Below are 20,339 nucleotides of genomic sequence, written 5' to 3'. Positions count from 1 at the left end.
TTATCTAGAAATATCTTGAGACGTCCAAGTATTTTCTTTATTACTGGACTCTTATTAGAGAGTAAAACTAAGCCTGAGATAGGGCTTAAATATTAATATACGAGGGGAATTTGTAATGGGACCACAAAATTTTATTATAAATATTGAGAATCAAAAGTGGTTGTTTAATGAGCAGGAAGATTTATGTTCTCACGGGGAAATTTATTTAAATGTGGATGGAACGATTATTACACAAACAGGTATGGATGAGGAATGGGGAATAAGTGAATCAGCTTTAGCTCTGTTACGAACTTTAGATAAAGAATATATTTGTGATATTGAAAATGAAGAGGGGCTTATTTTGCACGGATGTGGCACTATGCTCATGTTAGGATGCCCAATTTCAATTCATTGGACTATAAACCATATAGGTGAAAATGTGGTTTTAAAGGATTTTGTCAAAGTTATTTCTACTGATCAAAAGGCTATATACTATGAAGGGCTTCATATAGAAGTAAATGAAAATGAATATAGAAAACAAATTGTTTCTTTTGCGCTACAGGCAAAAGAATTATTCAATAAATCAAGTGAAAAGATAATTTTAGATGAGTTTGATCAAAGTATGTATACAGACTTTTGGACGGAATATGATCATTTGTTAAATAAGTATAAATAAAAAAGCACTGTAACCAGTGCTTTTTTATTATAGATTACGAGATTGTAGGGTTTTCAAAAATAACAATCTCTGAACTGTTTGTAGTTGAAACACGTTGGGCGTAATATGTTAAAGCTGAAGAAATATATGCTGGTAACGTATCATTTGTATGTGATGTTGTATATTCATGGATTAATTCCTTTAAAGTTGTCCATTCTAATTGTGCTGGGTGATCAGACACGAAAGAACTTACCCAGCGATCAAATGAAGATGAAAAATCAGTTTGTAAACGAAATACTTCTTTCATAATAAAACGCTCCCTTAAAATGTAGTATAATTATTTTAACACAAAACACGAACGATAGCTAAATTTTTTGAGTATAACGTTCGTGTTATATAGTTGTCTAGATGTTTGGTTATGTAAATTCAATTTGCCATTTGAAATAACATTCCGTAAGATGAGAGATAGAGTATATTTAGAGCTGGAGGAAAGAAAGTGGAATTTGTATTTTTAGGAACTGGTGCAGGTGTTCCTTCAAAAGGAAGGAACGTTTCAGCAATTGCTTTACAATTGTTAGAAGAACGAGGACAAACTTGGTTATTTGATTGTGGTGAGGCCACGCAACATCAAATATTACATACATCTGTACGTCCGCGCCGCATTGAAAAAATATTTATTACGCATTTACATGGCGATCATATTTTTGGATTGCCTGGTTTATTAGGTAGCCGTTCATTTCAAGGAGGAACTACGCCTTTAACGGTGTATGGACCGAAAGGAATTAAACAATTTATTGAAGTGGCATTATCGGTAAGTACGACACATGTGAAATATCCACTTGAAGTTGTGGAGATAACAGAAGAAGGTACCGTATTTGAAGATAATGAATTTTATGTAGAAACGAAAAGATTGTCACACGGTATAGAATGCTTTGGATATCGTATTGTAGAGAAAGATATACAAGGTGCTCTTTTAGTTGATAAGTTGCTTGAGATGGGTGTGAAACCAGGTCCAATCTTTAAACGTTTAAAAGATGGTGAAGTAGTTGAATTAGAGGATGGCACGATATTAAATGGAAATGAGTTTATCGGCCCACCTCAAAAAGGAAGAATTATTACTATCTTAGGTGATACGCGATATTGCGAAGCGAGTAGGGAGCTTGCGCAAGATGCAGATGTACTTGTCCATGAAGCGACTTTCGCAGCAGAAGATGAGCAACAAGCGTATGATTATTTTCATTCTACATCTAAGCAAGCTGCGAGCATTGCACTTCAGGCAAATGCGAAGCGACTAATATTAACTCACATTAGTTCTCGCTATCAAGGAGATACATATAAGGAATTATTGAAAGAGGCTAGAGAGTTGTTTTCTAATACAGAAATAGCGACAGATTTGAAATCATTCCCAGTAGAAAAATAATTATTTTGTAAAAAATGGTAACGGTGGGTTACCATTTTTTTATGTCTAAAAAAATTTAAAAATAAAACTGTTATTATTTTACACTTATACTTGGATGATACAGAAAATTAGGATGGTTTGAATATATAGGATAAAAATACGAAATAATGATTATTTAGAAAAACTGTTATATAAGTCAGATGACATACAAGTGATACAAATAGCAGAAATGGACTTTTATTCAGAACTTTTAAAATTCAACAAAAGTAAGCGTTTTATAAAAAACAAGCTATAATGAGGGCAGATTATAATTTATGATAAGCCGCATGTATTTTAGTCATTATCGTAACAAGTGAAGTTGACTAAATCATGAGAGAGTAACACGAGAATTATAATAGGAAAGATATTACTATTATTTGTCATAAGTCTTTTTCACTTTTTAGCTAAACGATATGATTAGCAAGTGTAGCTATTGCGAGTTCCTTAGTAGAAGCTTTTTATTAATAAGGTAGTGGAGATTTAATTGGTACACCACTCTTTAAAAGAGTTCAGAACATCAGCAGGTAGTCTAGGCGGAATAGCGGGAATGGTTATATCACTTGTTTATGCTATGCTTGCAATGGCTTCTGTGTTAAACTTTGGATTGCTACCAGACTTTATTCTGGATTATCTTGTATCATTTTTAAATGAAAATAATGCTAAGATTCTTATGTATTATGATAACTGGTATTATTTCAGGTTATATTGGATTACTTTTATTCAAAAACTATCCAATTCGTACAGCAGAACAAATTCGTGGTACAACTGGAAAAGCGACAGATGTAGCAGCTTAATAGAATAGTAGAATAAATTTTTTCATAGAGGTTTAGGGGGAGTTATGATGAAGTATCGCTCAGTATTTGATATTATCGGTCCAGTTATGATTGGACCATCAAGTTCACATACAGCAGGCGCAGCAAGAATGGGGCAAGTTGCTCGCCAGCTGTTTCGTCATGAACCAGAAAGAGTAAGCATTTCGTTATATGGATCATTTGCAAAGACGTATCGAGGGCATGGTACGGATGTAGCACTAATCGGTGGAATATTAGGATTTGAAACAGATGACTTACGTATTCCAGAGGCGCTAGAAATAGCAAAAGAGCGCGGAATTGAAGTGGAATTCATTGAAGAAGATGCCAATGCACCTCACCCAAATACAGCGAGAATTCGTTTGTATAAAGGTGAAGATGAAATTGAAGTTGTTGCTTGCTCAATTGGTGGCGGTAAAATTGAAGTTGTAGAATTAAACGGATTCGATCTTCAATTATCAGGCACGAGCCCAGCACTACTTATTGTAAATAACGATCGCTTCGGTGCTATTGCAGCGGTAGCTTCAATCCTTGCGAAACATGAGATTAACATTAGCACAATGAGTGTTTCTCGTAAAGAAAAAGGAAGAAGAGCGCTTATGGTCATTGAAACAGATGAATTATTAGCAGATGAAGTAATTGAAGAAATAAAAGCGCAACAAAATATTTGTCAAGTAACTATTATGGAATAATTGCAGGGGGGACACACCATGTTTCGGAACGCAGCGGAACTAGTGGCGCAAGCTAAAGAACAAAATGTAAAAATCGCAGAAATTATGATTCAATGTGAAATGGAAACAAGAAGTATTTCACGTGAAGAAGTAATTGCTGGTATGGAAAAGAACTTAGTCGTGATGGAGCAAGCAGTAGAACGTGGTATTCGCGGCGTGAAATCACCAACTGGTTTAACTGGTGGAGATGCTGTAAAAGTTCAAGCGTATATGAAGAGCGGAAAAGGCTTATCTGGAGATACGATTTTGGATGCAGTAAGCAAAGCTGTTGCAACAAATGAAGTAAACGCAGCGATGGGAATTATTTGTGCAACACCAACAGCAGGTTCTGCTGGAACAGTGCCAGGTGTACTATTTGCACTAAGAGAAAAATTGCAGCCTACACGTGAAGAAATGATTGAATTCTTATTTACAGCAGGAGCTTTCGGTATGGTTGTTGCGAATAACGCTTGTATTTCTGGTGCAGCGGGAGGATGCCAAGCTGAAGTTGGTTCAGCAAGTGGAATGGCGGCTGCAGCTGCAGTTGAGATGGCTGGTGGAACACAAGATCAAGCAGCTACAGCGATGGCAATTTCATTAAAGAACATGCTTGGTTTAGTGTGTGATCCTGTTGCAGGACTTGTAGAAGTACCTTGTGTAAAACGTAATGCAGCAGGAGCTGCGAATGCGATGATTTCAGCAGATTTAGCATTAGCTGGTGTAACGAGTACAATTCCATGTGATGAAGTAATTGAGGCAATGTTTAGAATCGGACAAACGATGCCAGTAGCACTTCGTGAAACAGCAGAAGGTGGACTTGCAGCAACGCCGACTGGTCGTCGCCTGCAAGAAGAGATTTTTGGGAAGAACAATAACTAAGTGTAATTATAGAAAAAGGAGCTCAAATAAACTTGAGCTCCTTTTTCTATTTTTCTTTTGTTAGTTGTTCTAATGTTTTTCCAAGATTATGTGATCGTTTCGTTGCCTGTGTAATACAAGAAATAAGTGCTTGTTGAAATTTATGTTCTTGTAATACTTCAATACCTGCTTCGGTAGTTCCACCAGGAGAAGTAATTTCCTTTCTCAAAATAGAAGGGTGTTTGTCACTTGCTTTTAGCATTTCAGCAGCACCAATCATCGTTTGAAGAATAAGTGATTTTGCAACATCTTCTTTTAAACCAATTTTTTTTGCAGCTTCTTCCATAGCTTCCACTACGTAATAAATATAAGCAGGTCCACTTCCGGATAATGCAGTGACAGCATGCATATCTTCTTCCTCTACAACAGAGACGAGACCAATCGTTTCAAATAAAGATGTTGCAGTGCGAATATGCTCCGCTGTTGCATGTTTTGAAGGGGAGATAGCGGTAGCTGATTTTAAAATGGCTGCGGAGGTATTTGGCATTGCACGAATAATTGGAACGTCTTTTTGAAGTAGTTTTCTAATTGAGTCAGTAGAAACACCTGCTAGTAATGAAATAATAAGCACGTTATTATTTATGTATTCTTTAAAAGGGGTAAGCGCCTCTGCAACATCCTTTGGTTTCATTGCTAGAAAAAGAATATTTGCATCAGTAAGTAATTCTTTTTTATTATGAGTACCTTTGACACCGTATTTTTTATGTAGCTCTTGTAATCTTGTCTCGTTAGAACGATTACTTACAGTAATTTGTTCACCTTTAACGACATTTGCATGTAACAAGCCACCAATAATAGCTTCGGCAATAGAGCCTGCACCGAGAAAGGAAATGTTTTGAATAGACATGATGTTCCTCCTTTAATTTTGGTTAGAAATTCTTATAAATGTACATACATTCGTTTTTTTATAGGAAACACCTCTTTTTATCTGAAAATAATGACAAATATATATAGAAGTTGTAAACTGAAGAAGTATTCATTTTTGAACCGGAAAGAGACAGGGGGGCTAAGCATGACGGCGATTCACCGAATGGAGATTCCTGTACCATTTGCAGTGGAAACTGTGAATGTGTTTTTAGTTGAGGGGGAGACATTAACATTAATTGATACAGGGACGAATACAGAAGAGGCAAGGAATGCGTTAGAAAGTCAATTAGGTGCATTAGGACATACGATAGAAGATATTGAAACAGTAGTCATTACGCATCATCATGCAGATCATTGTGGACTTTTAAATATATTTTCTGAGAAGACGAATATTATTGGACATCCTTGGAATGAGCCTTGGATTACACAAAATCCAGAATTTTTAAAGCGGTATCATGAATTTTTTAGAGAGACGGCCTTACAGTTTGGTGTGCCAGCAGCATTTTTGAAAGACGAGTCGTTATTGACGACGAGGACACTTAAATATTCTTGTAATAGATCGTTAACGCATACTGTGAGAGAAGGAGATCGTATTGATTCTTTGCCTGGATTTACAGTACTTGAAACACCAGGTCATGCTTCTACTCATATTTCTTTATATAGAGAATCTGATGGAATATTAATTGGTGGAGATGCTCTCATTAGTCATATTTCTTCGAATCCAATACTAGAACCGCCATATGAAGGGCAAACAGAGCGGGCACGCCCATTACTACAATATAATCAAACATTACAGCGTTTAAGCGAAATGAATATTTCACGCATTTTATCAGGGCATGGGGAAGATGTTCTAAATGTGAAACAACTTATTGAAACGAGATTACAAAAGCAAGAAACACGTGCTTTTAAAGTGCTTGAGTTATTAAAGGAAAAACCAATGACAGCATTTGAAGTATGTGTAAAACTATTTCCGGTATTATATAAAGAACAATTACCACTTACTATTTCAGAAACGGTTGGACAATTGGACTATTTAGCATATAATCAACAAGTGATGATTGATGAGTCATCGCAACAATTGATTTATTATGCAAAGTAGGTGACAGCAATGACAGGACGTTTACAAAATAAAGTAATCGTCATTACAGGTGCTTCTAGTGGGATTGGTGAGCAAGTTGCAATGCAAGTTGCAGCACAGGGAGCGACTCCAGTATTAATGGCTCGAACAGAAGAGAAACTACAAGCGTTAGTAGACAAAATTAAAGAAACTTATAATACGCCTTGCTATTATTATGTATTAGATGTAAGTGAAGAGATGGAAGTACAGTCTGTTTTTTCAAAGGTATTACAAGAAGTGGGACGTATTGATATATTAGTAAACAATGCGGGATTTGGTATTTTTAAAACGTTTGAAGATGCGTCAATGGGTGAAGTAAAAGATATGTTCCAAGTAAATGTATTTGGATTAGTAGCATGTACGAAAGCGGTACTACCTTATATGGTAAACAAGAACGAAGGACATATTATTAATATTGCTTCACTTGCCGGAAAAATTGCAACTCCGAAATCAAGTGCGTATGCAGCAACGAAACATGCTGTATTAGGATTTACGAATAGTTTACGCATGGAATTAGCGAATACAGATATTTATGTTACAGCAATTAATCCGGGTCCGATAGATACAAACTTTTTTGAAATAGCGGATCAATCTGGTACATATGTAAAGAATATGGGACGTTACATGTTAAAACCAACATACGTAGCAGAACAAATCGTAAAGTCGATGCACACGAAAAAACGTGAAGTAAACTTACCGAAGTGGATGGGAATTGGTCCAAAACTTTATGCTTTATTCCCAGGTTTATTTGAACGTGTAGCAGGTAAATCATTAAGTAAAAAATAGGAGATTTCCACATGGAAATCTCCTATTTTTTATTGTTTTCCAGTCACATAATCATAAACAATATCCTCAATCTCCTCGTATAAATCAATTTCAATATTTGAATGAGTCACCGTTTGAATATGTTTCACTAGCATTTCCTGATCTTCTTTTGATATTGGACTGCATTGATATTGCTGAAAACTTTTTATAATCATTTTCTCAATTAATTTTTCGTTCATATTTTTTCCCGCCTGTATGTACGTATGTATTGTTTTATTGTACTTGAAGTGAAATAAAAAAACTACTATGCACTATTTTTGTATAAAAATTCGGTTGAGTATATTATTTTTCTAATAAAATTAAGTTTTTTTAGATTTTAAAATTTATAAATATTTAATTGACTCTATAAATATACAATATTATAATCATACTTAATTTAAAGAATCGATTTGAGGAGGAACTTATGAAAGTCGCAATTATTGGAGCCACTGGATATGGGGGCATTGAATTAATTCGTTTATTAGAACAACATCCATATTTTTCGATAGCATCTCTTCATTCTTTTTCGCAAGTTGGTGAGTGTATAACAAATGTATATCCGCATCTTCGAAATGTTCTCGTTCATACGTTACAAGAAATTGATGTGAAGACAATAGGGAAAGAAGCAGAAATCGTATTTCTAGCAACACCAGCAGGAGTATCGGCGGAGTTAACTCCCAAGTTAGTAGCAGAAGGTTTAAAAGTAATTGACCTATCTGGAGACTTTCGTATGATAGATCCTTCGTCATATGAACTGTGGTATAAAAGGCCAGCAGCGAAAGAAGAAATTCTTAGAAAAGCAGTGTATGGGTTAAGTGAATGGAAAAGGACTGAGATTCAAAAGGCAAATTTAATTGCAAACCCAGGATGTTTTGCTACAGCCACATTGCTAGCGATAGCGCCGTTAATACGTAGTAGCATGATTGAAGAAGATTCAATTATTATTGATGCGAAATCAGGGGTATCAGGAGCAGGAAAAACACCAACAACAATGACTCATTTTCCTGAGCTATACGATAACTTACATATCTATAAAGTAAACCAGCATCAGCACGTTCCGGAGATTGAGCAAATGCTTACAGAATGGAATAGTGAATCACAGCCAATTACATTTAGCACACATTTAATACCGATATCACGAGGAATTATGATTACACTTTATGCAAAAGTAAAACAAAAGATGGAAATAAAGCAACTTCAAAAATTGTATGAAGAAACGTATGAACAATCGCCTTTCATCCGAATTTGTACGCAAGGGAAATTTCCAAGTCCAAAAGAAGTGAGAGGCTCAAATTATTGTGATATTGGCATAGTTTACGATGAAAGAACTGAAAGAGTTACGGTCGTTTCTGTTATAGACAATATGATGAAAGGCGCGGCTGGGCAAGCGATTCAAAATGCAAACATAATAGCGGGACTAGAAGAGACAACAGGTTTACAACATATGCCGCTTTATCTATAAGGGGGACATGATGATTAAAGTAGCGTCTATTACAAAATTAGAAAATGGTTCAATTGTAACGCCGAAAGGCTTTTCGGCAATTGGTACTGTAAATGGTCTGAAAAAGGAGAAAAAGGATTTAGGGGCAATCGTTTGTGACGTACCAGCATCATGTGCCGCTGTGTATACAACGAATCAAATACAAGCAGCCCCTTTGCAAGTAACGAAGGATAGTATAACGGCAGAAGGGAAGTTACAAGCAATTATCGTTAATAGTGGAAATGCAAATGCTTGTACTGGAATGCAAGGATTACAAGACGCATACGAGATGCGCGTGTTAGGGGCGGAACATTTTGGGATGAAAGAAAATTACGTTGCAGTAGCTTCAACAGGTGTAATTGGTGTTCCACTGCCGATGGATATAATCCGAAAGGGGGTTGCAACTCTTATACCGACGAAGGAAGAAAGTGAAGCATATTCTTTTTCTGAAGCAATTTTAACGACGGATCTTATCACGAAAGAAACTTGCTATGAAATGATTATTGATGGGAAGAAAGTGGTGATTGCGGGTGTTGCAAAAGGTTCAGGGATGATTCATCCGAATATGGCAACGATGCTTAGTTTTATTACGACAGATGCTCATATAGAGCATAACGTATTGCAAACAGCGTTATCACAAATAACGAATCATACATTTAATCAAATTACGGTGGATGGAGATACTTCTACGAATGATATGGTCATCGTTATGGCAAGTGGATTATCAGAAACAAGGCCGATAAATATGGAACATACAGATTGGGAAACTTTCGTAGGTGCTTTACAGAAGGTATGTGAAGATTTAGCGAAAAAAATTGCGCAAGATGGTGAAGGCGCTACGAAGTTAATAGAAGTAAATGTGCTAGGAGCTCAAACGAATGAAGAGGCAAAAAAAATTGCAAAGCAAATAGTCGGTTCGAGTCTTGTGAAAACAGCAATACATGGTGAAGACCCAAACTGGGGGCGAATTATTAGCAGTATTGGACAAAGTGAAGTAGCTATTAATCCGAACACAATTGACATTACTCTTCAATCTATATCGGTATTAAAAAATAGTGAGCCTCAAATATTTTCTGAAGAAAAAATGAAAGAGAGGTTACAAGAAGATGAAATAGTCATTAATGTGTACTTACACTTAGGTGAAGAGACAGGATCAGCTTGGGGCTGTGACTTAAGCTATGAATATGTGAAAATAAATGCTTGTTATCGTACATAAGGAGAGAGAAGATGAGCGATTATATTGTAGTGAAATGCGGCGGTAGTATGTTGAATCAATTAAATGATGTGTTTTTTGAATGTATAAAGAAATTGCAACAGAAGTATAAAGTAGTGATTGTTCATGGTGGTGGACCAGAAATTGATGCCAAATTAAAAGATTGTAACATCAACGTAGAAAAAAGAGATGGATTACGGATAACACCAAAAGAAGTTATGGATGTTGTTCAAATGGTGCTATGCGGAAGTACGAATAAAAAACTCGTAATGAATTTACAAAAGCATAATTTACTTGCGGTAGGTTGTTCAGGGTGTGACGGCAATTTACTTCAAATTCAACCTGTCAGCGAAGAGATAGGATATGTAGGGGAAGTAAGTTATGTAGAAACAGCTTTATTAAAAGGATTAATAAATATGGAGTATATTCCTGTTATTGCTCCAATCGGGGTAAATGGTAATGAAATTTATAACATAAATGCGGACAATGCTGCGGCTGGGATTGCGGCCGCGTTAGGGGCAAAAGAGCTTGTTTTTATTACGGATGTAGATGGAATATTACATGAAGGGAATTTGGTAAAGGAAACGGATGAATCTGAAATTGCAACTTTTATAGAAACAGGTGTTATTACAGGTGGGATGATTCCGAAAGTACAGGCGGCACTAGCATCATTAAAAATGGGAGTGCAAAAGATAAGTATTGTGAATGGTACAAAAGATTTTACTGAGGTTACGGGAGAGTGTATTGGAACGACGGTAACGAAAGGCGTGAGTATTGCATGACGAGTCATCTTTTTCAAACGTATGGCAGAAGAACTATTGAGTTTGTAAAAGGAACTGGAACGAAAGTTATTGATAATAACGGCAAGGAATATTTAGATTTCACATCAGGAATTGGCGTATGTAATTTAGGACATTGTCACCCTACTGTTCTCAAAGGTGTACAAGAGCAACTTGATGATATATGGCATATATCTAACCTGTTTACAAACAGCTTACAAGAAGAAGTTGCGTCATTATTAACAGAAAATAGAGCATTAGATTATGTGTTTTTCTGTAATAGTGGGGCAGAGGCAAATGAAGCGGCTTTAAAGTTAGCACGTAAGCATACTGGAAAATCTCTCGTCGTAACATGCCAGCAGTCTTTTCACGGTAGAACATTTGGAACGATGAGTGCAACGGGCCAAGATAAGGTGAAAGAAGGATTTGGTCCATTACTTCCATCTTTTTTACATATCCCTTTTAACGATATTAAAGCATTAGAGGAAGTAATGAATGAAGAAGTTGCGGCGGTAATGGTAGAAGTTGTTCAAGGAGAGGGAGGAGTAATACCTGCTGATCTATCTTTTTTGAAAGAGATTGAAACATTATGTAATAAGTTCGGTTCCTTATTTATTATAGACGAAGTACAAACGGGGATAGGAAGAACTGGAACACTATTCGCTTATGAACAAGTGCGAATAGAGCCTGATATCGTTACCGTTGCAAAGGCACTTGGGAATGGGATTCCTGTCGGAGCGATGATTGGCGGGAAAGAGCTCGGAACGTCGTTTACTGCAGGATCACACGGTTCAACTTTTGGCGGGAATTACATCGCGATGGCTGCAGCGAAAGAAGTATTGCAAGTGAGTAAAAAACCATCGTTTTTAAAAGAAGTACAAGAAAAAGGCGAGTACGTATTAGAGAAGTTGCAAGAGGAATTACAGCATGTCGAATGTATTCAAAATATACGTGGTAAAGGGCTTATGATTGGGATTGAGTGTAAGCATGAAGTTGCAAGTTTTATAGAACAACTAGAAAACGAAGGACTTCTCGTATTACAAGCAGGCCCTAATGTTATAAGACTATTACCGCCACTCATTGTCACGAATGAAGAGTTAGAACAGGCAGTATATATAATAAAAAAAGTAGTTTGTACAAAAAACGTATCAATCATATAAGGGGGAAGTTTCATGTCAACTGTACAAGTACCGAAATTAAATACGAAAGATCTTTTAACACTAGAAGAATTAACGAAAGAAGAAATTATTTCTTTAATTGAGTTCGCTATATATTTAAAAAAGAATAAGCAAGAGCCTTTATTACAAGGCAAAATATTAGGGCTTATTTTTGATAAGCATTCAACTCGTACTCGTGTATCTTTTGAAGCGGGAATGGTACAACTCGGGGGACATGGTATGTTTTTAAGTGGAAAAGAGATGCAAATGGGAAGAGGAGAAACTGTTTCAGATACTGCGAAAGTATTATCGCAGTATATTGACGGGATTATGATACGTACATTCTCGCACGCGGATGTAGAAGAGCTTGCAAAAGAATCGAGTATTCCTGTTATTAACGGTTTAACGGATGATCATCATCCTTGTCAAGCATTGGCAGACCTCATGACAATATATGAAGAAACAAATACATTTAAAGGAATAAAATTGGCTTACGTAGGTGACGGAAATAATGTATGTCATTCATTGTTGCTAGCGAGTGCAAAAGTCGGAATGCATATGACTGTTGCAACGCCTGTAGGATATGAACCGAATGAAGAGATTGTAAAAAAAGCGTTAGCGATTGCCAAGGAAACAGGAGCTGAAATTGAAGTTTTGCATGATCCTGAATTAGCGGTGAATGAAGCTGATTTCATTTATACTGACGTTTGGATGAGCATGGGGCAAGAGGGCGAAGAAGAGAAATATTCTTTATTTCAACCTTACCAAATCAATAACGAACTTGTTAAGCATGCGAAGCAAACATATCGTTTCTTACACTGTTTACCTGCCCATCGTGAAGAAGAAGTAACAGGAAAAATTATAGATGGACCGCAGTCTATCGTCTTTGAGCAAGCTGGTAATCGATTGCATGCTCAAAAAGCGTTATTAGTGAGTTTATTTAAAAATGTAGAAGAGCCTTCCTAAAAGGGAGGTTTTTTTATATTAAAATGTCATATGTATATTTAGTTAACCATTTCGATATCATTTATAATAAAAGAGAAAACTAAATTTGTTTTTCAGAGTGTGTAAGGACATACTACATATAAAAATATAGTTAAAGAGATGATGAGGGTGAAAACAACTAAGAAAACATATTCGTTTTTTCAGCGGATGTGGAGAATATTAAAGTTTCAATATTATAAGTTGCTTCGATCGCCAGAAGGCGCAAAGAAAGTATCGTTAGGGTTTGCTATAGGATTCGGCTTAGAAATGTTAGTCATTTATACGGCATCGCTCGTATATGTAATATTTTATCCAATCGTCAGGTTAGCAAAGGGATCTTTTCCTGCGGCAGTTATTGGCAATATTATTGGGAAAATATCGTTTCTCCCAGTATTTTTATTTCCGCTTGCGTATGCGCTAGGAAAAATGATTTATCCATTTCATGTACAGAAAATTCATCATGAACCATTTACGATATCGGACTTGTTTTCAAGTCACATTTTTACGATATTAAAGAGCTTATTACAAAGTGAAGTGTATGTATTAATTGGAATGACGATTTTAGGAGTTGTGTTTGGTCTCATTTCGTATTTCGTTGTGCATTATTTATACGAAAAGAACCGTAAGTTACGCTTGAAGAAAAGGAAGAAACGAGTGAGAGAACCACTTGTACAATTATAAACAATGTCACATCCATTTTCTCCTTTGAATATGTTTAAGAAAAAGGAGGAGAGGATAATGTATTATTATTACGTACCTCAAGTATATCCATATGTAAATTATTATCCGGTTTATGATACGAGTAGACAATACGAATTATATTGGCAACAACAATTACAGCAATTATCACAAATACCACAATTACCACAACAACAGCCTACACAGGAAAAAAAACCATATTTAACAACATGGCCATATTCCAATGTGTACTATGGTAATTATTACGAATCATAAAGCTGCTTCTATTTAGAAGCAGCTTTATACGTTTGTTTTCAAAATTAAATTTTGAATGGTTTGAAGAGAATGAATGAGCTTTTCGCGCTCTTCCTCAGATAATGTTTGGAAATTTTCTTTTAGTTTGTCTAAAATGAATTGCTGATACTGATTTACTAATAATTTCCCTTCAGCTGTTAGAGAAATTAAAATGACCCGTCGATCTTTTTCGCTATAATGACGCTCTATTAGTTCTTCTTGAATAAGTTTGTTTAATAGAGGTGTCATGTTAGGCCGTGAAATCGCTAGCCGCTTGCCGATTTCGGAAACTGCTAATGTGCCGTTTTCATGCAAAAGCAGTAATACTTGTGTATGTGATGGCGGCATATGTCTTTGAGAAGAAAATTCTCCAGGAAGCATAAATTTGCGATAAAAAAGAGGCACTAGCGAAAGAAGATGATCAACAATACGTTCCCACTCGCGTGATTCCATATAAAGGCCCCCTTCCACTATCATTGTAACAAAAAAGACATGTTATAAAAATAGAATTGTTTCATGGTCGCTTTAATATTTGTAGGATAACACTTGCTTTGTAAATGTATTGGCAATAATTGCATAGCCGTTATCATTTGGGTGTACTTGGTCAAATAATAACTCTTTTTTATCATTCGATATTAATTTGCGAATTGGTAAAACGATAGATGGTTGATTTGTTTTGGAAATGGAATAAACAGATTCATTCCAGCCATCTAAAAACATATCTGCATAACTTGCGATGGAGTCATCGAGTTGTAACGGGTTATAGAGTTCTGAGAGAATGAGTAAAGCATCCGGATTTTGATCTCGAACTGTCTTTACAATACTTTTTATATCCGCTTCAAAATGAGCTTTTTCTTTATTTAACATTTTTATACCATCTATAACACCAACATCACGATTTAAACGAAATAAATTATTTCCTCCAATATTAATTGTAATTATATTTGCTGCTCTAATTTTTTCCTTTACATCTTCTGATTGAACTTTTTTAGCGAGACGATCTGTTGTAAGACCGTTTACCCCAAGGTTTTCTACTGTAATTGGTTTATGAATTTGTGCTTCTATTTGCTTAGAAGCTAATTCAGCAAATCCACCTTGTGTCGATCCGTATCCTTTAGCGAGTGAATCACCTAATACAAGATGATAAAAAGATTCGTTTGTTTGCTTATCAATCCAATTTGGGGCAGATGTTTTTTCTGTTTTTTCTTCAGATTCATTTTGTTTTGTCTCGTCGTTCTTTTCAAAATAAGAATAAGAAATGATCAGAAGGAGGAGACAAACAATTGTTAAGATGACTTTTTTCATAAATTCATCCTCCTTGTAATTGGTAATTGTATCATATTCAGCAGTATTAGCAATGTAAGGGCATATTATATGTTTATGAAAAGTTTATAATAACTTTACAGAAAATTTGTTGAAGTTTGTCAAAAAATATTGACGATAGGAAAGAACTTTATATATGATAATGTCAGATAAGGTGAAACTTTAACTAGTGGGAGCTTTATTTCCTTTTAATTAATAGTCTTCATCAATCGGGCGTTTAAGGGGACTACTCGTTAGCGCAGGGTGAAATGAAAATTGTGTCTCTAATAGAAGAAAAAAGGTATGTGGTTAGAGACAGATAGGGATTCATTTCATTATTTCTGGTAATTGTATAAGGGGGATTTTTTGTGAAAAAGTCAAAAAAAATGCTAGCTGGAGCAACTCTTGCGATTGGTGTAATGGCACCGCAAGTAATGCCAGCAACAGCTCATGCAGATGAGAACACTGGGGAGAGTACAGTTAACTTACGAATTCTAGAAACATCAGATATTCACGTTAACTTAATGAATTACGATTATTATCAAACGAAAACAGATAATAAAGTAGGTCTTGTACAAACGGCAACACTCGTTAATAAAGCACGTGAAGAAGTGAAAAACTCTGTCCTATTTGATGATGGGGATGCATTACAAGGGACACCGCTTGGGGATTACGTAGCGAATAAAATAAAAGATCCGAAGAATCGTGTGGATCCTAGTTATACACATCCATTATATCGTGTAATGAATTTAATGAAGTATGACGTCATCTCTCTTGGGAATCATGAATTTAACTACGGTTTAGATTATTTAAAGGAAGTGACTAGTAAAGCAAAAATTCCGGTTATTAACTCGAATGTCTACAGAGATGACCATGATGGTAATGATGAGAATGACGAGCATTACTTTGATAGACCATATCATATTTTAGAGAAAGAAGTAGTGGATGAAGCAGGCCAAAAACAAATAGTGAAAATTGGTGTAATGGGATTTGTTCCACCACAAATTATGAATTGGGATAAAGCGAATTTAGAAGGACAAGTAAAAGCAAAAGATATTGTGCAAACAGCGAAAAAATTAGTTCCGGAAATGAAGGCGCAAGGTGCGGATATTATAGTTGCACTAGCGCATTCAGATGTTGATAAGAGTGGATACAACGAAGGAATGGAAAATTCATCGTTTTATTTAGCGACAGAAGTTCCTGGCGTAAATGCAGTATTAATGGGACATTCACATACTGAAGTGAAGGATGTATTTAATGGTGTTCCAGTTGTAATGCCGGGTGTTTTTGGTAGTAACTTAGGTATTATTGATATGCAATTGAAAAAGGTAAACGGAAAATGGGAAGTGCAAAAAGATCAGTCTAAGCCGCAACTTCGTCCGATTGCTGATAGTAAAGGTAATCCATTAGTAGCATCTGATCAAAAATTAGTTAATGAAATTAAAGATGAACATGAAAAGACAATCGAATATGTAAATACACATGTAGGTAAAACGAAAGCACCAATTAATAGTTATTTTTCATTAGTACAAGATGATCCTTCCGTACAAATTGTGACAAATGCGCAAAAATGGTATGTAGAACAAGAACTTAAAAAACCAGAATACGAAAAGATTAAAGATATTCCAGTTTTATCTGCAGGAGCACCATTTAAAGCAGGTGGCCGAAACGGTGCGACATATTATACTGATATTCCAGCTGGAACGTTAGCAATTAAAAACGTTGCAGATTTATACGTGTATCCAAATACGTTATATGCTGTAAAAGTAAATGGGGCACAAGTGAAAGAATGGCTTGAAATGTCTGCAGGTCAGTTTAATCAAATTGATCCAAAGAAAACAGAAGAACAGCCGTTAGTAAATATAGGCTATCCTACATATAACTTCGATATTTTAGATGGCTTAAAATACGAAATTGATGTAACACAACCGGCGAAATACGATAAAGATGGAAAAGTTGTAAATGCAAATGCTAATCGTATTGTAAATATGACATATGAAGGTAAGCCAGTAGCTGACAATCAAGAGTTCATCGTCGCTACAAATAACTATCGTGGAAGTAGCCAAACGTTCCCAGGTGTAAGTAAAGGGGAAGTTGTATACCAATCACAAGATGAAACACGTCAAATCATTGTGAAGTATATGCAAAAAATAAAAGATATTGATCCAGCAGCTGATCAAAATTGGACATTTAAACCGATTGTTGCAGATAAATTAAATACAACATTTGATTCTTCACCAAATGCACAAAAGTATATAAAGAAAGATGGAAAGATTTCATATGTTGGACCATCTGAAAATGAATTTGCGAAATATGCAATTGATATAACGAAGAAAAATGATGATAAAGAAACTGGTGAAGGAAATCCAACAACACCGCCAACAGGTGGTGGAGAAAACCAAACGACACCGCCAACAGGTAATGGAGAAAACCCAACACCACCAACAGAAGAAGGTAATAATGGTAATGAACCAAAGCAAGATGGAAACAATACTGGATCTGGACAAACTACAACAGATGATCAAAATACAAAAGAAACAACAACTGTAAGTGAAAATAAAGAAGCTGAAAAAGATGAACGTGATTTACCGAAAACAGGTGCAAGTATTGCTTCTACAATTGGAGCGGGTCTTGCGTTTGTTGGAGCGGGATTACTTATGTTATTTAGAAGAAAGAAAGCGAATAGATAGTCGAGAAATATAAAAAGGATTACCGATTTGGTAATCCTTTTTATTATATTATGAAACTGGTACTGCTTTTTCTTTTTTCCATGAAAGACCGAATCCAGTAAAACCGACGATAATGGTTACGACTGGACAAGCTAAACAGAAGATTGCGTATGGCAGGTAATCGAATGTTGGAACGCTAAGAACGTTTGTTAAGAATACGCCACTTACACCCCATGGTACGAGTGGATTAATTACTGTACCAGCATCTTCTAATACTCGTGATAAATTACGACGTTCTAAACCGACTTCATCGTATTTATTAGCGAATGCTTGTCCTGTTAAAACGATAGATAAGTATTGCTCACCAAGTAAGAAGTTTACACCAATTGCAGTTGAAGCAGTAGAAATAATTAAGCGTGTACTAGTTTTTACGAAGCTAGAGATAATATTCATCAGCTGCGCTATAATACCCATTCCTTGTAATAATCCTCCCATACAAAGAGCTAGGAAAATAAGAGCAATTGACATCATCATACTTTGCAGGCCACCGCGAGATAATAAGCTGTCAATGTCTTTGATACCAGTTTTAGAAACGTAACCGTCTTGCATAATTTTTATTAAATCAGCTAAAGAAGTGCTAGGTTTAAAAATAAAGAGAATAATAATCCCTACCACAATTCCTGCAAGTAATGTTGGAACTGCGGGTACCTTTTTAAATGCGAATAGGAACAGTAATAAAATAGGAATCAGTGTAACGATAGAAATCGTTGCATTTTTTTCTAGTGTGTTAATAAATGCTGAGAAATCAACGTTTCCACCAGATCCGCTTCCTAAAATGAAAAATGCGATAAAAGCAATAATGAAAGCTGGCACTGTTGTCCAAAGCATGTTACGAATATGTTCAAATAAATCTACACCTGTTACAGCAGGCGCTAAGTTTGTTGTATCAGATAAAGGAGACATTTTATCTCCGAAGAATGCACCAGAAATAATTGCACCAGCAATAAGAGCTGGATCGTATCCAAGGGCAGTACCCATTCCCATAAAGGCAAGTCCTACAGTTGCAGCAGTTGTAAATGCACTACCGATACTCGTTCCAACAATTGCACAAACAACAAAAACAGTTGGAACGAAAATTTTTGGAGATACAAGTTGGAAGCCGTATACCATTAAAGTGGGAATAGTTCCAGCTGCGATCCAAACGCTAATTAATACGCCTACAAGTAAGAAAATAAATATAGATGGAATGCCAGCTGAAATACTACTAATCATCCCTTTCTCCATAGTAGACCAAGAGATTTTCTTCAAGAATCCAAATGCTAATAAAAGAACGATACCAAATAAAATTGGGATGTGTGGTGAAACTTCTAATTGAATAACACTAAAACCAATACAGAAAAAGATAAAAATTGTTAAAAGAACAGACTCAATTTTTGAAACCATTGTTTTCCCCTCCTAAGTAATGTGAAATAGCTCTTTTTTATATAAAATTCGCCAATATTGTATATTTCCTTCTAAAATTTAGAATTTTGTGACAAATTACCGGTAATTGTTAGTCCTTCTATATGATACGGAAATGATTGGATAAAAAAACGTCCCTGCATATAATTATGCAGGGACGAAGAAATCGCGGTACCACCCTAGCTTGTGAAATGAATGTATCACAAAATAAAGGGTCATATGATATGCGCTTATAAAATAAAAACGCCCCTGCAATATATGCAGGGACGAAAAATTCGCGGTACCACCCTAAATTGTGAAACAGTTTCGTTTCACCACTCTTTAGACATAACGGTCTATAACCGTCTTTCACTACTCCTTACGTTTCGTAAAAGAAGCTCCAGGGGGTAATTCATAATTCGCTCTGTACTGGTTCGCACCGACCACCAGCTCTCTGAAATCAGAAATCGAAATACTACTAAATCCTATCAACGCCGATTCATATGATGTTAGTTAAATTTTTATCATATATTCATCATACATGTCAATAAAAATATGTGATATTTTTTTAGGGAAATAAAGGAGATAGGTTTTAACACTAAAAAATGTGCGTTATAATGAATTTGAAAGGGGAGGAAAGAGTGAAGAAAAAAATAATTCTTTTTACCACCTTACTAGTCATTGGCGGAAGTGCTGGCATTTACACAGCTTTTGCAGCTGAATCAGAGCAAGCGAAGAAAAAGCAAGTACAGCAGTCAGAAGTGAAGAAAGCGAAAGAAGCGGAAGAGAAGAAGTCGATGGAGAAAGCAGCTACGAAACTAGGGGTTTCTAGTGATGGAAAAACAAAAGAAGAAATTACGAAAGAAGTAAATAAGGCTAGATTTGAGCAGCGTCATGATTTATTAATTGAGCATGCGAAGCAGCTTGGAATTAATACAGAGGGAAAAAAGATGAAGAAATTATTTTAGAAATTGGAAAGATACAGCATGGAAAGTAGAACAACTTATCGTATGATAAGTTGTTCTTTTTTAAGAACTATTTGATTT

At 35.6% G+C, this 20,339-nt stretch carries 20 protein-coding genes, 1 pseudogene and 1 other annotated feature; of the genes and pseudogenes, 15 read left to right on the top strand and 6 right to left on the bottom strand.

Features of this window, described 5'->3' with window-relative positions:
* Nucleotides 1-115 precede the first annotated feature (115 nt).
* Nucleotides 116-655, top strand: coding sequence for a hypothetical protein (locus tag MR168_RS17005; RefSeq protein ID WP_048536132.1), 540 nt, complete (start codon nt 116-118; stop codon nt 653-655).
* A gap of 34 nt (nt 656-689) precedes the next feature.
* Here the strand turns inward: MR168_RS17005 and MR168_RS17000 are convergent, their stop codons facing one another.
* Nucleotides 690-941, bottom strand: coding sequence for a DUF3932 family protein (locus MR168_RS17000; RefSeq protein WP_000665709.1), 252 nt, complete (start codon nt 939-941; stop codon nt 690-692).
* A gap of 189 nt (nt 942-1,130) precedes the next feature.
* Here MR168_RS17000 and rnz point away from each other — a divergent pair, with 189 nt between their 5' ends.
* The 3 genes from rnz to sdaAA all read left to right on the top strand — a co-directional run bounded on the left by rnz (nt 1,131) and on the right by sdaAA (nt 4,470).
* Nucleotides 1,131-2,054 (top strand): ribonuclease Z, encoded by a 924-nt coding sequence (gene rnz, locus MR168_RS16995; protein WP_000397455.1) that lies wholly within the window; start codon nt 1,131-1,133, stop codon nt 2,052-2,054.
* An 859-nt stretch (nt 2,055-2,913) separates the two neighbouring features.
* Nucleotides 2,914-3,573, top strand: coding sequence for an L-serine ammonia-lyase, iron-sulfur-dependent subunit beta (gene sdaAB, locus MR168_RS16985; RefSeq protein WP_000877450.1), 660 nt, complete (start codon nt 2,914-2,916; stop codon nt 3,571-3,573).
* 18 nt (nt 3,574-3,591) lie between these two features.
* The gene (sdaAA, locus tag MR168_RS16980; protein ID WP_000489461.1) at nt 3,592-4,470 is read left to right on the top strand and encodes an L-serine ammonia-lyase, iron-sulfur-dependent, subunit alpha; all 879 of its coding nucleotides are present in this window, start codon (nt 3,592-3,594) and stop codon (nt 4,468-4,470) included.
* A gap of 46 nt (nt 4,471-4,516) precedes the next feature.
* On the opposite strand, the gene proI is transcribed toward sdaAA, so the two are convergent.
* The gene (gene proI / locus MR168_RS16975; protein WP_000027249.1) at nt 4,517-5,356 is read right to left on the bottom strand and encodes a pyrroline-5-carboxylate reductase ProI; all 840 of its coding nucleotides are present in this window, start codon (nt 5,354-5,356) and stop codon (nt 4,517-4,519) included.
* A gap of 165 nt (nt 5,357-5,521) precedes the next feature.
* Between proI and MR168_RS16970 the strand changes: the two genes are divergently transcribed.
* Both MR168_RS16970 and MR168_RS16965 read left to right on the top strand, forming a co-directional pair.
* On the top strand, nt 5,522-6,475 hold the full coding sequence (locus tag MR168_RS16970) for an MBL fold metallo-hydrolase (RefSeq protein ID WP_000125119.1): 954 nt from the start codon (nt 5,522-5,524) through the stop codon (nt 6,473-6,475).
* Nucleotides 6,476-6,484: 9 nt separating this feature from the next.
* The gene (locus MR168_RS16965) at nt 6,485-7,279 is read left to right on the top strand and encodes an SDR family NAD(P)-dependent oxidoreductase (protein ID WP_000147794.1); all 795 of its coding nucleotides are present in this window, start codon (nt 6,485-6,487) and stop codon (nt 7,277-7,279) included.
* Between the two features lie 29 nt (nt 7,280-7,308).
* On the opposite strand, the gene MR168_RS16960 is transcribed toward MR168_RS16965, so the two are convergent.
* Complete coding sequence (locus MR168_RS16960; protein ID WP_001003222.1) at nt 7,309-7,497, bottom strand: YqzH family protein; 189 nt, start codon at nt 7,495-7,497, stop codon at nt 7,309-7,311.
* Nucleotides 7,498-7,721: 224 nt separating this feature from the next.
* Between MR168_RS16960 and argC the strand changes: the two genes are divergently transcribed.
* From argC to MR168_RS16925, 7 genes are all read left to right on the top strand, one after another.
* On the top strand, nt 7,722-8,759 hold the full coding sequence (gene argC / locus MR168_RS16955; protein WP_086411636.1) for an N-acetyl-gamma-glutamyl-phosphate reductase: 1,038 nt from the start codon (nt 7,722-7,724) through the stop codon (nt 8,757-8,759).
* Between the two features lie 10 nt (nt 8,760-8,769).
* Nucleotides 8,770-9,993 (top strand): bifunctional glutamate N-acetyltransferase/amino-acid acetyltransferase ArgJ, encoded by a 1,224-nt coding sequence (gene argJ, locus MR168_RS16950; protein ID WP_006921488.1) that lies wholly within the window; start codon nt 8,770-8,772, stop codon nt 9,991-9,993.
* Nucleotides 9,994-10,004: 11 nt separating this feature from the next.
* Nucleotides 10,005-10,772, top strand: coding sequence for an acetylglutamate kinase (argB, locus tag MR168_RS16945; RefSeq protein WP_001286797.1), 768 nt, complete (start codon nt 10,005-10,007; stop codon nt 10,770-10,772).
* Nucleotides 10,769-11,929, top strand: coding sequence for an acetylornithine transaminase (locus MR168_RS16940; RefSeq protein WP_063220773.1), 1,161 nt, complete (start codon nt 10,769-10,771; stop codon nt 11,927-11,929). The genes argB and MR168_RS16940 overlap by 4 nt, the downstream gene beginning before the upstream one ends.
* Nucleotides 11,930-11,941: 12 nt before the next feature.
* Complete coding sequence (argF, locus tag MR168_RS16935) at nt 11,942-12,892, top strand: ornithine carbamoyltransferase (RefSeq protein ID WP_000108862.1); 951 nt, start codon at nt 11,942-11,944, stop codon at nt 12,890-12,892.
* A 138-nt stretch (nt 12,893-13,030) separates the two neighbouring features.
* Nucleotides 13,031-13,591 (top strand): DUF2062 domain-containing protein, encoded by a 561-nt coding sequence (locus MR168_RS16930; protein ID WP_002005691.1) that lies wholly within the window; start codon nt 13,031-13,033, stop codon nt 13,589-13,591.
* 57 nt (nt 13,592-13,648) lie between these two features.
* Nucleotides 13,649-13,864, top strand: coding sequence for a hypothetical protein (locus MR168_RS16925; RefSeq protein WP_086411637.1), 216 nt, complete (start codon nt 13,649-13,651; stop codon nt 13,862-13,864).
* A gap of 24 nt (nt 13,865-13,888) precedes the next feature.
* On the opposite strand, the gene MR168_RS16920 is transcribed toward MR168_RS16925, so the two are convergent.
* A complete protein-coding gene (locus MR168_RS16920; protein ID WP_000445819.1) occupies nt 13,889-14,335 on the bottom strand; it encodes a MarR family winged helix-turn-helix transcriptional regulator in 447 nt (148 codons plus the stop codon).
* A 72-nt stretch (nt 14,336-14,407) separates the two neighbouring features.
* Entirely contained in the window at nt 14,408-15,187 is a 780-nt protein-coding gene (locus tag MR168_RS16915; RefSeq protein ID WP_000755851.1) for a GDSL-type esterase/lipase family protein, read from the bottom strand.
* A gap of 365 nt (nt 15,188-15,552) precedes the next feature.
* Between MR168_RS16915 and cpdB the strand changes: the two genes are divergently transcribed.
* Nucleotides 15,553-17,874 carry a bifunctional 2',3'-cyclic-nucleotide 2'-phosphodiesterase/3'-nucleotidase gene (gene cpdB, locus MR168_RS16910; RefSeq protein WP_086411638.1) on the top strand — a complete coding sequence of 774 codons (2,322 nt, stop codon included), beginning with the start codon at nt 15,553-15,555 and terminating at the stop codon, nt 17,872-17,874.
* Between the two features lie 48 nt (nt 17,875-17,922).
* Here cpdB and nhaC read toward each other — a convergent pair whose 3' ends face one another.
* Complete coding sequence (nhaC, locus tag MR168_RS16905; protein WP_000253730.1) at nt 17,923-19,296, bottom strand: Na+/H+ antiporter NhaC; 1,374 nt, start codon at nt 19,294-19,296, stop codon at nt 17,923-17,925.
* Between the two features lie 277 nt (nt 19,297-19,573).
* Nucleotides 19,574-19,794: a binding site (T-box leader), on the bottom strand.
* A 140-nt stretch (nt 19,795-19,934) separates the two neighbouring features.
* On the opposite strand from nhaC, the pseudogene MR168_RS16900 reads away from it, so the two are divergent.
* Nucleotides 19,935-20,290 (top strand): annotated as a pseudogene (locus tag MR168_RS16900) (hypothetical protein).
* The last annotated feature ends 49 nt before the right edge of the window (nt 20,291-20,339 follow it).

Source organism: Bacillus cereus group sp. BfR-BA-01356, assembly GCF_022663635.1.
Lineage (GTDB): Bacteria > Bacillota > Bacilli > Bacillales > Bacillaceae_G > Bacillus_A > Bacillus_A cereus.
Note: the sequence above shows the minus strand (reverse complement) of the source record. Positions and strands in the feature narration are given on the sequence as shown.

Coding starts and splice junctions, on each gene's coding strand:
- sdaAB (WP_000877450.1), top strand. CDS start 2,914: ATGAAGTATCGCTCAGTATTTGATATTATCGGTCCAGTTATGATTGGA.
- MR168_RS16920 (WP_000445819.1), bottom strand. CDS start 14,335: ATGGAATCACGCGAGTGGGAACGTATTGTTGATCATCTTCTTTCGCTA.
- MR168_RS16930 (WP_002005691.1), top strand. CDS start 13,031: ATGATGAGGGTGAAAACAACTAAGAAAACATATTCGTTTTTTCAGCGG.
- argC (WP_086411636.1), top strand. CDS start 7,722: ATGAAAGTCGCAATTATTGGAGCCACTGGATATGGGGGCATTGAATTA.
- proI (WP_000027249.1), bottom strand. CDS start 5,356: ATGTCTATTCAAAACATTTCCTTTCTCGGTGCAGGCTCTATTGCCGAA.
- nhaC (WP_000253730.1), bottom strand. CDS start 19,296: ATGGTTTCAAAAATTGAGTCTGTTCTTTTAACAATTTTTATCTTTTTC.
- sdaAA (WP_000489461.1), top strand. CDS start 3,592: ATGTTTCGGAACGCAGCGGAACTAGTGGCGCAAGCTAAAGAACAAAAT.
- MR168_RS16940 (WP_063220773.1), top strand. CDS start 10,769: ATGACGAGTCATCTTTTTCAAACGTATGGCAGAAGAACTATTGAGTTT.
- MR168_RS17005 (WP_048536132.1), top strand. CDS start 116: ATGGGACCACAAAATTTTATTATAAATATTGAGAATCAAAAGTGGTTG.
- MR168_RS16915 (WP_000755851.1), bottom strand. CDS start 15,187: ATGAAAAAAGTCATCTTAACAATTGTTTGTCTCCTCCTTCTGATCATT.
- argF (WP_000108862.1), top strand. CDS start 11,942: ATGTCAACTGTACAAGTACCGAAATTAAATACGAAAGATCTTTTAACA.
- MR168_RS16960 (WP_001003222.1), bottom strand. CDS start 7,497: ATGAACGAAAAATTAATTGAGAAAATGATTATAAAAAGTTTTCAGCAA.
- MR168_RS16970 (WP_000125119.1), top strand. CDS start 5,522: ATGACGGCGATTCACCGAATGGAGATTCCTGTACCATTTGCAGTGGAA.
- MR168_RS17000 (WP_000665709.1), bottom strand. CDS start 941: ATGAAAGAAGTATTTCGTTTACAAACTGATTTTTCATCTTCATTTGAT.
- MR168_RS16925 (WP_086411637.1), top strand. CDS start 13,649: ATGTATTATTATTACGTACCTCAAGTATATCCATATGTAAATTATTAT.
- argB (WP_001286797.1), top strand. CDS start 10,005: ATGAGCGATTATATTGTAGTGAAATGCGGCGGTAGTATGTTGAATCAA.
- MR168_RS16965 (WP_000147794.1), top strand. CDS start 6,485: ATGACAGGACGTTTACAAAATAAAGTAATCGTCATTACAGGTGCTTCT.
- argJ (WP_006921488.1), top strand. CDS start 8,770: ATGATTAAAGTAGCGTCTATTACAAAATTAGAAAATGGTTCAATTGTA.